This is a genomic window from Streptomyces sp. WAC03905 (assembly GCF_057371075.1).
This window is the reverse complement of sequence record NZ_JBXYDZ010000003.1, coordinates 1,992,923-2,003,419: the sequence shown is the minus strand read 5'-3', so window position 1 is coordinate 2,003,419 and position 10,497 is coordinate 1,992,923. Positions and strand designations below refer to the sequence as shown.

The window sequence follows — 10,497 nt, the reverse complement described above, 5'->3', positions numbered from 1 at the left end:
CCCCGCGGGGCGAGCGCCCCGCCACCCCGGCGGGCCTGGCCGGGCCGGGCGCTGCGCGCCGCTCGGTCCGCGGCACGCAGCCACGGGCCTCACCGGCCCCGCGTTCCGGCGGTCCGCGTTCCATTGGTCCACCTTCCGACCGGTCCACCACGTCCCGCGGGGCGACGGGCCGACCGGTGCGACGGGGCGGCGGCCCCAGGACGCCCGTCCGCCGGACCGGGGGACCTCCGCGTCCCCGGTCCGCCACCGCCCGGCCCCTCCGCGCCGCCTCCGCGCCGCCTCCGCACACCACTCCACGCCCCGACAACACCCCGCATCCGCACCCGCACCGGCACCCGCACGGCGCAACCGCCTCACCCCATTTCTTCCGCTGCGGAAATAACTCCGCGGCGCGGCCCCACCAAGGAGTCACCATGGCCACGGCCACTGCCACCCACACCGACACCCCCACCCTCACCGTCCACAAGATCGGCGGGCGCATCGGCGCCGAGATCGGCGGCGTGCGGCTCGGCGGGGACCTGCCCGATGCCGACGTCGCCGGGATCCGGGCCGCCCTGCTGTCCCACAAGGTCGTCTTCTTCCGGGACCAGGGACACCTCGACGAGGCCGCCCACGAGGCCTTCGCCGAGCGGCTGGGCGCGCCCGTCGCGCACCCCACCGTCCCCTCGGCGGACGGCCGCTACGCCCTCGGCATCGACTCCCACCACGGCGCCCGCGCCAACCAGTGGCACACCGACGTCACCTTCGTCCCCGCCTACCCCGCCTTCTCCGTCCTCCGTGCCGTGACCATCCCCCCGTACGGCGGCGACACCCTCTGGGCCAACACCGCCACCGCCTACGCCGGCCTCCCCGAGCCGCTCCGCGCCCTGGCCGACGGCCTGCGCGCGGTCCACTCCAACGAGTACGACTACGCCGCCCTCAGGCCCGACGCGCTCCCCGAGGCCCTGGCCCAGTACCGCGAGGTGTTCACCTCCACCACATTCCTCACCGAGCACCCGGTGGTCCGCGTCCACCCCGAGACCGGCGAGCGCACCCTGCTGCTCGGCAACTTCGTCCAGCGGATCCAGGGACTCACCGGCCGTGACAGCCGTGCGCTCCTCGACCTCTTCCAGGCGCACATCGAGAGCCCCGAGAACACCGTCCGCTGGCAGTGGCAGCCCGGCGACGTCGCGATCTGGGACAACCGTGCCACCCAGCACTACGGCGTGGACGACTCCGACGACCACGAGCGCACCCTGCGCCGCGTCACCGTCGACGGCGACGTCCCGGTCGGCCCCGACGGTGCCCCGTCCCGCCTGATCAGCCCGGACACCGTCCCGGCCCCCTCCTTCGGCATCGCCTCCGGCGCCTCGGCCCCCACCGCCCCCACCGCCACCCCCGCCGCCTCCGCCGTCTGATCCGGCCCACCCCGCAGGCCGCCCCGCCCGTACGCCGCCCAAGGAGCCCCCGTGCCCAAGCTGCTCGCCCTCACCGGCAGCCCCTCCGCCCACTCCCGTACCGCAGTCGTCGCCGGCCACGCCCTGCGCCACCTGGCCCGGTCCCACCCCGGCTTCGACACCGCCGCCCTGGCCGTGCGCGACCTGCCCGCCGCCGACCTGCTCGCCGCCCGCCGCGGCGAACCGGAGATCCGCCGGGCCCTCGAAGCCGTCGCCGAGGCAGACGGCCTGATCATCGCGACCCCGGTCTACAAGGCCTCGTACACCGGCCTGCTGAAGGCCTTCCTCGACCTGCTCCCGCAGGACGGCCTCGTCGGCAAAACCATCCTGCCCCTCGCCACCGGCGGCAGCCTCGCCCATGTCCTGACCATCGACTACGCCCTGCGCCCCGTGCTCTCCGCGCTCGGCGCCCGGCACGTCACCGCCGGCCGGTTCGTCCTGGACTCCTCCGTCGAACGCGGCTCCGGTCCCGACCGGCTGCGGCCGGAGGCGGAGATCGACCTCCTGCAGGCCGTCGACGAGTTCGCGGACGCGCTGCGCACCGCGAGCCCCCTGTCCGCCGCCCCTCCGCCGGCCCCCGTCACCGCGCTGGCACCCGCCTCGTAAGCCCGTCCCCGCCCTCACGACCCGTACCGACAAGGAACCGTCATGCCCGCAGCACTCACCTCGACCACCACCTCCCGGCGCCAGTTCCTGACCCTGCTCGGCATCTCGGCGGCCGCGGTGAGCTGCGGCACTGCCACCGCCGGCGGGGGATCCGGCTCCGGCGGACAGGTCACCACCCTCAAGTACCAGGGCAGCGTGGGAGCCGTCACGCTCCCCGAACTCGCCGCCGACCTGGGCTATCTCGGCGACGTCGAGCTGGAGTGGGTCGGCAACACCATCAGCGGCCCCCAGGACATCCAGTCGGCCGCCACCGGGCAGATCCACTTCGGCGGCGCCTTCAACGGCGCCGTCGTCAAACTGGCGAGCAGCAAGGCCCCGATCACCTCGGTCATCTCCTACTACGGCTCCGACCAGTACTCCTACAGCGGCTACTACGTCCTGGAGGACAGCCCCCTCCGGTCCGCGCGCGACCTGATCGGCAAGAAGGTCGGCATGAACACCCTGGGCGCACACGCCCAGGCCATGCTGGAGATCTACCTGAAGCGCAACGGGGTGTCGACGACGGACGCGGCCAAGGTCGAATCCCTGGTCGTCCCGCCCGTCAACACCGAACAGGTCCTCAGACAGAAGCAGATCGACGTCGCCGTACTGGGCGGCGTACTGCGCGACAAGGCCCTCGCCGCCGGCGGGATCCGCCCGCTCTTCACCGACTTCGAGCTGCTCGGCCCGTTCAGCGCGGGCAGCTACGTGATGACGAAGCGCTTCGTCAGGGAGAACCCCGACACCGTCCGGGCGTTCGTCACCGGCGTCGGCAAGGCCATCGAGTGGTCCCGCACCACGCCCCACGAGCAGGTCATCGCCCGGATGACGGACATCGTCACCAGGCGCGGCCGCAACGAGGACACCGCGACCCTCAAGTACTGGCGCTCGTACGGCGTCGCGGAGGCCGGCGGCCGGATCTCCGACAAGGAGTTCCAGATCTGGCTGGACTGGCTCGCCGAGCGCGGCGACATCAAGGAGGGCCGGCTGAAGGCGACCGACCTCTACACCAACGAGTTCAACGGATACGGGAAGGGGTGACGACGGCCATGGCGAAGATCGTGTTCGAAGGAGTCCGCAAGGCCTTCGGGGACTTCACGGCCCTCGACGGCATCGACCTGGAGATCGAGAGCGGCGAGTTCCTCGTGGTCGTCGGCCCCAGCGGCTGCGGCAAGTCCACCCTGCTGGACCTCCTCGGGGGACTGTCCACCCCGACGGCCGGCCGCATCCTGCTCGACGGCGAACCCGTCACCGGGCCGGGCCTCGACCGGGGCATCGTCTTCCAGCAGTACGCACTGCTGCCGTGGCGGACGGCCCTGGGCAACGTCGAGTTCGGCCTGGAGGCGACGGGCGTCCCCCGCCGCGAACGCAAGTCCCGCGCACGGGAGTTCCTGGACCTCGTCGGCCTGTCCGGCTTCGAGGACCGGCACCCGCACCAGCTCTCCGGCGGCATGCGCCAGCGCGTCGCCATCGCCCGCTCGCTGGCGTACGACCCGGACGTGCTGCTGATGGACGAGCCGTTCGCGGCTCTCGACGCCCAGACCCGCGAGTCCCTCCAGGACGAGCTGCGCCGCATCTGGCAGCGCACCGGCAAGACCGTCGTCTTCATCACCCACGGCATCGAGGAGGCCGTGTACCTCGGCCAGAAGGTCGCCGTCATGACCTCCCGGCCGGGCCGGATCAAGGAGATCGTCCCCGTCGCCTTCGACACCCGCCCGGGCACGGGCCCGGGCGCCGCCTCCGCCGCCGGTCCGCAGGGCGAGGAACTGCGCTCCAGCCCCGAGTTCGCCCGCTACCGCCACGACATCTGGACCCTCCTCCACGACGAGGTGGCCCGCGCCCAGCAACTGGAGAAGGAGGAGGCCTCCGTATGAGCACCGGAACCGACACCGCTGCCCCCGCAGTGCTGCCCGCCCCGCCCGCCCCCACCACCCCTGCCGGAAAGGTACGCGGCCCCGCGCCCGCACGGCGGCCGCTGCCGGACGCGGCGGCCGGCCACCCCGGCGGCCGGACGGCCCGGCGCCCCCTCGGTGCGCTCGGGCGCCGGCTGCGGGCCCTCGCCCTGCGGTCCGCGGCGATCCTCGCGCTCCTCGCCGTCTGGGAGACCGCGCCCCGGCTGGGCCTGGCCGACCCCACCTTCCTGCCGCCGGTCAGCGAGGTGGCCGCCGCATGGTGGGAGCTGCTGGGCGACGGCCAGCTCGGCCGGCACACCTGGGCCAGCCTGGTGCGCTCCTTCGGGGGCTTCGGCATCGCCGTCGTCGTGGCCGTCCCGCTGGGGCTGCTCATCGGCTGGTACCGGCCGCTCGCCGCGCTGCTCGGCCCGCTGCTGGAAGTGTTCCGCAACACCGCCGCGCTGGCCCTGCTGCCCGTCTTCGTCCTGCTGCTCGGCATCGGCGAGACCTCGAAGGTGTCCATCGTCGTCTACGCCTGCGTGTGGCCGATCCTGCTGAACACCATCAGCGCCGTCGGCAACGCCGACCCCACCCTCGTCCGGCTGGCCCGATCCATGGACCTGTCCACCCCGAAGCTCTTCCAGAAGGTGATCCTGCCGGCGTCCGTACCGGCCGTCTTCACCGGCATCCGGCTCGCCGGCGCCGTCTCCATCCTCGTCCTCGTCGCCGCCGAGATGATCGGCGCGAAGGCGGGCCTGGGCTACCTGATCAACGCCTCGCAGTTCAACTTCGCGATCCCGCAGATGTACGCGGGCATCGTCACCATCTCGGCCATCGGCGTGGCCTTCAACCAGCTGCTGGTCACCGTCGAACGCCGCCTCAGCACCTGGCGCGTCCCGTCCTGACGCCGTCGCACCCCGACGCCCCCGCCCCGCCCCGCCCCACGACCCCGCCCCACGACCCGGAACCACGAGGACCCGCCATGACCGCTCCCGCGTCCGCCCCCCGGACCCTCCACCTCAACGCCTTCCTGATGAACGCCGGGCACCACGACGCCGCCTGGCGCCACCCCGCCAGCAGCCCCGAACGGGTCACCGACCTGACGTACTTCCAGGAACTGGCCCGCACCGCCGAGCGCGGCAGGCTCGACTCCATCTTCTTCGCCGACGGGCTCGCCCTCTGGGGCAAGGCCCGCTACAACGCCCTCGGCGGTTTCGAGCCGCTCACCCTGCTCTCCGCCATCGCCGCCGTCACCGAACACATCGGCCTCATCGCCACCGTCTCCACCACCTTCAACGAACCCTTCAACCTCGCCCGGAAGTTCGCCTCCCTCGACCACATCAGCGGCGGGCGGGCCGGCTGGAACATCGTCACCTCCGGCACCCTCGACGAGGCGCGCAACTTCAACCGGGACGAACACCTGGAGCACGGCCTGCGCTACGACCGGGCCCGCGAGTTCCTCGACGTCGCCACCAAGCTCTGGGACAGCTGGGAGGACGACGCGATCGTCCTCGACAAGGAGGCCGGCATCTACGCCGACACCGACAAGCTGCACCCCGCCGCGCACCGCGGCGAGTACTTCGGCGTCGCCGGCCCGCTCAACGTCCCGCGTTCCCCGCAGGGGCATCCGCTGCTCGTGCAGGCGGGCTCCTCCGAGTCCGGGAAGGAGTTCGCCGCCCAGTACGCCGAGGCGGTCTTCACCGCCCAGCAGACCCTCGCCGACGGCCAGACCTTCTACAAGGACCTCAAGTCCCGCCTGGCCCGCTTCGGCCGCGCCGAGTCCGACCTCCTCGTCCTGCCCGGCATCGCACCCGTCATCGGTTCCACCGAGGCCGAGGCGAAGGCCCTGGAGCAGGAGCTCACCGACCTCCAGGTGCCGCAGTACGGTCTCGCGCAGCTCTCCGGGATGCTGGGCGTGGACCTCACCGGCCTGCCCCTGGACGGTCCGCTCCCCGACCTGCCCGAGGAGCGCGACATCAACGGCAACAAGAGCCGCTTCACCCTCGTCGCCGAGCTCGCCCGCCGCGACGGCCTCACCCTGCGCGAGCTGATCGCCCGCCTCGGCGCCGGCCGCGGCCACCGGGTCTTCGCCGGCACGCCCGAGCAGATCGCCGACCAGCTGGAGGAGTGGTTCACCCGCGGCGCCGCCGACGGCTTCAACATCATGGCGCCGGTCCTGCCCACCGGCCTGACCGACTTCGTCGACCAGGTCGTGCCGATCCTCCAGCGCCGCGGACTCTTCCGTACCGAGTACACCGGGCGCACCCTGCGCGAGAACTACGGCCTGCCCCGCCCGGCCAACCGGTACGCGGCGGCCGCATCGTGACGGGCCGCCCCCACCTCCCGGACGCTCAGGCCGGCAGCGTGTTGCGGTGCGAGCGCCTGCGCGCCGCCGCGAACAGGGCCTGGATCTGGGCGCCGGACTGCTCGACGTCGTCGAGGGGCGAGGGGAAGGCCAGCCGCACGTCGCGGTGGCCGCGCCGCTCCTCCAGCCGCAGGGTGATCCCGTAGCGGTCCATGGCGAGCGGCAGGGCGCGCACGACGGCGGCCGTGGGCTGCGGGGACACCAGCCGCAGCAGCAGCGTGACCAGGTCGTGGTGGTCGTCCAGGAGGTGCGTGAGCATGCCCGCCTCGTACGGGGCCAGCGGATCGGGCCGGGCCGCGTCCAGCTCTTCCAGGCCGATGCGGACGAGGCCCTGCGCGGTTTCCAGCTCGGCCCGCTCGAACTCCATGCAGGTGGAGTCGGCGCCGGACCCGGCGGACAGGTCGGAGTAGGGGGTGAGCAGCCGCCCCAGCACGGTGACGCGGGCACGCACCCGGTCGCGGACGGGGGTGGGCGCGACGTCGGTGAACTCCAGCCGGATCGCGGGCCGGTGCTCGGCGTGGCCGCCGGGCTCGGCAGGGTGCAGGTGCAGCCGCCCCATGGGGTCGGCGCCGTCGAGGTGGCGGACTTCGGTGCGCAGGTCGTCGGTGATCACCGTCATGGAGTGGGCGGCGGCCAGGACCGAGCGGATCCGCTCGGCGGCGGTGGGCAGGGCGGCCGACGTTGCGGGGTCACCGAACAGGCGCATGCGGATCTCTCCATCGTCCGTGTGGGTTAGGTATGCCTAACCTAACCCATCTCGGCTCCCGAGAGTACCCGGCACGGTTCGTGTCGTTGTTGGGCTGAACGGGTGAAACACGAGAGGATGGGGGGATGCACATGAAGCGCGCGGCCGAGGCGGCCCGGTGAGCAGGTACGACGTCACCGACGAACAGTGGGAGGGGCTCGCGCAGGTGGTACCGCTGCGCAGTCGCAACGAATGGCCCTCCCGGGTGGACCACCGCACGATTCCCAAGTCGCCCGGGGCGGCGGCGGCGGAGCAGCGGCGCTTCGTGGTGATCAGAGTCCAGATCTTCGCGGACGCGCGGGAGGTGGCCGAGTACCTGATCGCGCAGATCCCGGTCCTGCTGGACCTCACCGGCGCGGACAGCGAAGTGGCCAAGCGGATCCTCGACTTCAGCAGCGGGGTGGTCTTCGGGCTGGGCAGTGGGATGCACCGGGTGGACCGCAACGTCTTCCTGCTGGCGCCCGTGGGGACCGAGGTCGAGGGGATCGCGGCCGCGGCCGTCCCCCGATCGTAGGAAGGTCCGTACGAAGGAACGGTTCGCCGGGGTCGCGGGGGGCCCGGCGGCCCGTACCGTCCGGCACATGGACGCCACCGCCGTCGCGTCAGGCGACACCACCCGCACTGATTCCCCCGGGACCGGACCGGCCGGCGGGCCCGCGACCCCGGAACCCCCGGCCCGGACCCCGGCCGGTCCGCCGGCTCCGGCGGGCGCTCCTGTCGCGCCCCTCGCGCCCGCTCCGCCCGCGGCCTCCGACGGGGCCGGGGACCCCGTCGTACCCGCGCAGGCGGCGCCCCGGGGCGCCGCCCGCCCCGCCGGGCCCGCGCAGCGGCAGCCGCACGCGCGGCCCGTGATCACCGAGTTGCGGCTGTCCGCCTTCGGGCGGCACCGGTCCGCGGCCTTCGCGCTCGGACCCGTCACGCTCTTCGCCGGGCCGAGCGGCAGCGGCAAGTCGCAGGTCCTGGCGGCCTACGAGGCGCTGGCCGGGCTGGGTGCCGGCGCCGCCCTCGACGAGGCCTTCCCCGACGCGGCCACCCGGATTCCCGACCGCGCGCTCCCCGACGCGCAGCGCCGACGCGGTTTCCGACTCGGCTGCACGGTCGACGGCCCCGCCGGACCGGTCCGCCTCGACCTCGCCGTCCAGGCCGAACCCGCCCTGCGGATCGTCGGCGAACGGCTCTCGCAGGACGGGCAGATCCTGTTCGCCACCGCCCTGCGCGACCCCGGCCGGCGCTCGGTGCAGGCCGCCTGGCTGACCGGCGGCGCCGTCGGCGTCACCCGGGCCCCGCTGCCCGACGACCGGCTCGGCACCGCGCTGCTCCCGCTGCGCGTCGCCGGGTCCACGGCCGGTCAGCGGCAGGTGCTGGCCGCCGCCGAGCAGGTGGTCGTGGCCCTGCGCTCGGTGTTCGCCTGCGTGCCCCGCCCGGACCGGATGCGCGCGCCCGTCCCGCGGGGCGAGGGCCGGCTGCTGCGCGACTGCGCCAACCTGGCCGACGTACTGCGCCGGACCCGCCACGAGTGCGGGACCCGCCACGCACTGCTGACCGAGGCCGCCCGGACCGGCTGCGCGGGGCCGGTGGCCGGGCTGGACGTACGCGCTCCCGAGGGCGGCACCGTCACCGCCGCCCTGGACCGCGGCCCCGGCCGCCCCGGGACGGAGCTGGCGCGGCTCGGCTCCGGCGAACTCCGCTTCCTCGCGCTCGCGCTCGTCCTGCTCACCGGACCGGGGGTGCTGGACATGGACCCCGCCGCCGAACTGCTGTCCGCGCGGCAGGCGCTGACCGTCCTGGCCGACGGCTTCGACCACGGCCTGGACGGCGGTCAGGGCGCCGAACTGCTGCGGCTGGCGCTGCTGTCCTGCGGCCGCGGCCACGTCCGGCTGGTGGCGGCCGTGGGGGAAGGGACCGCGGCCGCCGCCCGCCCCCTGGCGGGCGTGTCGGTGGTAGACCTGTCGTCATGAACGAGACGGACACGCAGGAGCCCCGGCCGCCCGAGCGGCGGCCCGAGGAACGGCTGGACCTGTTGCAGCGCAGGCTCGCGCGGTTCGCGGCGGCGCGCGGCTGGGAGCCGTACCACACGCCCAAGAACCTGGCGGTGGCGCTGAGCGTGGAGGCGGCCGAACTGGTGGAGATCTTCCAGTGGCTGACGCCGGAACAGTCGGCGAGGATCATGGAGGAGCCCGAGTCCGCCCATCGCGTGGCCGATGAGGTGGCCGACGTGCTGGCGTATCTCCTGCAGTTCTGTGAGGTTCTCGGGGTGGATGTGCTGGATGCGCTCGCCGCGAAGATCGAGAGGAATGAACTCCGCTTCCCCGTTACGGGTGGTCCGACAACGAATCGTCACTCTTCGGAGTGATGGACTTCTCCACAATCACGTTTCTGTCCACATTTTCCGAATACCCCTGGCTTTACTGGCCCGTTGCCCTCACTCTGGGTAGTGGTGAGGACGGCGGGATGTCGTGCGGACGGGGGACGGCATATGGATGCGGTACGGCTCATCGCGGCCGGCCGGCACGCGCTGGCACAGAGCGGGGCTGCGTGGGACATAGTGGGCGAGGCCTGGCAGGCCCAGGCACTCGCGCAGGGAATCGGGAGCTGGCTGGCGGTCACCGGGCCGCCGGAGCTGAGATCGGAGGCACGGGGACTGGGGGAAGCGGGAGGCAGAGGGTGCGGGGTCGTCGACCGGGCGGCCCTGCGCGGCGAGGGCAGTGCGCCCGACCATCCGCCGCGGGCCGCACGGCTGGCCGGTGTGTCGGACGTCCGGCAGGCGCTGCTCGGACTCCAGGCGCTGCTGGGCGAAGTGGGGATAGCCCTGGTCGGGGTGGCCTGCGGGACGGACGACGAGGCCCTGTACTGGCAGTGCATAGAGTCGATCGACGCCGCTGACGAGTCGAGCGACCGGGTACGGGCGATCCTGCGCCGCATGACGGTGCGCGAGCGGGGATCCGCCTCGGGCGTGGCCTGAGCCGGACACGGGCCGGGTCCCGCCGTGCGCGGCGGGACCCGCACGGTCAGGAGGACCGGTGGGACGGGCGCTCGCCCTCGGCGGTGCGGTCCGCTGAGGACTGCAGATCGGCGTCGAGCTGCGAGAGGTCGGCGTTCAGCGCCGCCATCAGCTCCTCCATCTGCTGCAGCAGGCCTTTCGGCGCGCCGTCGTCACGGCCGGGCACGGTGGACTCCGGGGGCGCGTCGTGTGCTGCCCGTCCGGTCCAGCCGGTCTGTCGGGGGGTCTCCGGCACGGCCTCGTGGGACATGGCGGCCTCCTCGGTCCTGGCCCTTCCGAGGAGGAAGGGGCGGTGGACGCACCGGCGAGAGGCCGCCGGCACGCGGGCCGGGCGGTCCGGCTCCGCCCGGGCAAACGATCCCCGTCCGGGCTGGTCACTGGCGCCCCCGCTCCCCGACACGTCAGGTTGACGA

The 10,497-nt window shown here is 73.6% G+C and carries 12 protein-coding genes; 10 read left to right on the top strand and 2 right to left on the bottom strand.

All coding sequences use genetic code 11. The annotated features are described in order from the left end of the window. Positions 1–413 precede the first annotated feature (413 nt). The 6 genes from AC2RP6_RS11595 to AC2RP6_RS11570 all read left to right on the top strand — a co-directional run bounded on the left by AC2RP6_RS11595 (position 414) and on the right by AC2RP6_RS11570 (position 6,299). Positions 414–1,397, top strand: a complete 984-nt coding sequence (locus AC2RP6_RS11595; protein ID WP_486446163.1) for a TauD/TfdA dioxygenase family protein — start codon at positions 414–416, stop codon at positions 1,395–1,397. A gap of 51 nt (positions 1,398–1,448) precedes the next feature. Continuing rightward, positions 1,449–2,042 carry an NADPH-dependent FMN reductase gene (gene ssuE, locus AC2RP6_RS11590; protein ID WP_486446162.1) on the top strand — a complete coding sequence of 198 codons (594 nt, stop codon included), beginning with the start codon at positions 1,449–1,451 and terminating at the stop codon, positions 2,040–2,042. Between the two features lie 42 nt (positions 2,043–2,084). Beyond that, positions 2,085–3,122: an ABC transporter substrate-binding protein gene (locus tag AC2RP6_RS11585; RefSeq protein ID WP_486446161.1), complete on the top strand. Its 1,038-nt coding sequence runs from the start codon at positions 2,085–2,087 to the stop codon at positions 3,120–3,122. Positions 3,123–3,130: 8 nt separating this feature from the next. Further along, positions 3,131–3,955, top strand: a complete 825-nt coding sequence (locus AC2RP6_RS11580; protein WP_486446160.1) for an ABC transporter ATP-binding protein — start codon at positions 3,131–3,133, stop codon at positions 3,953–3,955. After that, positions 3,952–4,878, top strand: a complete 927-nt coding sequence (locus AC2RP6_RS11575) for an ABC transporter permease (protein ID WP_486446159.1) — start codon at positions 3,952–3,954, stop codon at positions 4,876–4,878. The genes AC2RP6_RS11580 and AC2RP6_RS11575 overlap by 4 nt, the downstream gene beginning before the upstream one ends. A gap of 77 nt (positions 4,879–4,955) precedes the next feature. Next, positions 4,956–6,299: an LLM class flavin-dependent oxidoreductase gene (locus tag AC2RP6_RS11570; RefSeq protein ID WP_486446158.1), complete on the top strand. Its 1,344-nt coding sequence runs from the start codon at positions 4,956–4,958 to the stop codon at positions 6,297–6,299. Between the two features lie 25 nt (positions 6,300–6,324). On the opposite strand, the gene AC2RP6_RS11565 is transcribed toward AC2RP6_RS11570, so the two are convergent. Further along, entirely contained in the window at positions 6,325–7,044 is a 720-nt protein-coding gene (locus AC2RP6_RS11565; protein ID WP_486446157.1) for a DUF2470 domain-containing protein, read from the bottom strand. A gap of 157 nt (positions 7,045–7,201) precedes the next feature. Here AC2RP6_RS11565 and AC2RP6_RS11560 point away from each other — a divergent pair, with 157 nt between their 5' ends. The 4 genes from AC2RP6_RS11560 to AC2RP6_RS11545 all read left to right on the top strand — a co-directional run bounded on the left by AC2RP6_RS11560 (position 7,202) and on the right by AC2RP6_RS11545 (position 10,045). Further along, a complete protein-coding gene (locus tag AC2RP6_RS11560; RefSeq protein ID WP_030031705.1) occupies positions 7,202–7,597 on the top strand; it encodes a cell division protein SepF in 396 nt (131 codons plus the stop codon). 67 nt (positions 7,598–7,664) lie between these two features. After that, positions 7,665–9,041 carry an AAA family ATPase gene (locus AC2RP6_RS11555; RefSeq protein ID WP_486446156.1) on the top strand — a complete coding sequence of 459 codons (1,377 nt, stop codon included), beginning with the start codon at positions 7,665–7,667 and terminating at the stop codon, positions 9,039–9,041. Further along, positions 9,038–9,436, top strand: coding sequence for a nucleotide pyrophosphohydrolase (locus tag AC2RP6_RS11550; protein WP_486446155.1), 399 nt, complete (start codon positions 9,038–9,040; stop codon positions 9,434–9,436). Before AC2RP6_RS11555 ends, AC2RP6_RS11550 begins: the two co-directional genes overlap by 4 nt. 123 nt (positions 9,437–9,559) lie before the next feature. Then, positions 9,560–10,045, top strand: coding sequence for a DUF6099 family protein (locus AC2RP6_RS11545; RefSeq protein ID WP_486446154.1), 486 nt, complete (start codon positions 9,560–9,562; stop codon positions 10,043–10,045). A gap of 46 nt (positions 10,046–10,091) precedes the next feature. On the opposite strand, the gene AC2RP6_RS11540 is transcribed toward AC2RP6_RS11545, so the two are convergent. Beyond that, complete coding sequence (locus AC2RP6_RS11540; protein WP_486450584.1) at positions 10,092–10,334, bottom strand: hypothetical protein; 243 nt, start codon at positions 10,332–10,334, stop codon at positions 10,092–10,094. Between the last annotated feature and the right edge of the window lie 163 nt (positions 10,335–10,497).

Coding starts and splice junctions, on each gene's coding strand:
- AC2RP6_RS11545 (WP_486446154.1), top strand. CDS start 9,560: ATGGATGCGGTACGGCTCATCGCGGCCGGCCGGCACGCGCTGGCACAG.
- AC2RP6_RS11565 (WP_486446157.1), bottom strand. CDS start 7,044: ATGCGCCTGTTCGGTGACCCCGCAACGTCGGCCGCCCTGCCCACCGCC.
- AC2RP6_RS11570 (WP_486446158.1), top strand. CDS start 4,956: ATGACCGCTCCCGCGTCCGCCCCCCGGACCCTCCACCTCAACGCCTTC.
- AC2RP6_RS11550 (WP_486446155.1), top strand. CDS start 9,038: ATGAACGAGACGGACACGCAGGAGCCCCGGCCGCCCGAGCGGCGGCCC.
- AC2RP6_RS11555 (WP_486446156.1), top strand. CDS start 7,665: ATGGACGCCACCGCCGTCGCGTCAGGCGACACCACCCGCACTGATTCC.
- AC2RP6_RS11595 (WP_486446163.1), top strand. CDS start 414: ATGGCCACGGCCACTGCCACCCACACCGACACCCCCACCCTCACCGTC.
- AC2RP6_RS11580 (WP_486446160.1), top strand. CDS start 3,131: ATGGCGAAGATCGTGTTCGAAGGAGTCCGCAAGGCCTTCGGGGACTTC.
- AC2RP6_RS11585 (WP_486446161.1), top strand. CDS start 2,085: ATGCCCGCAGCACTCACCTCGACCACCACCTCCCGGCGCCAGTTCCTG.
- AC2RP6_RS11540 (WP_486450584.1), bottom strand. CDS start 10,334: ATGTCCCACGAGGCCGTGCCGGAGACCCCCCGACAGACCGGCTGGACC.
- AC2RP6_RS11575 (WP_486446159.1), top strand. CDS start 3,952: ATGAGCACCGGAACCGACACCGCTGCCCCCGCAGTGCTGCCCGCCCCG.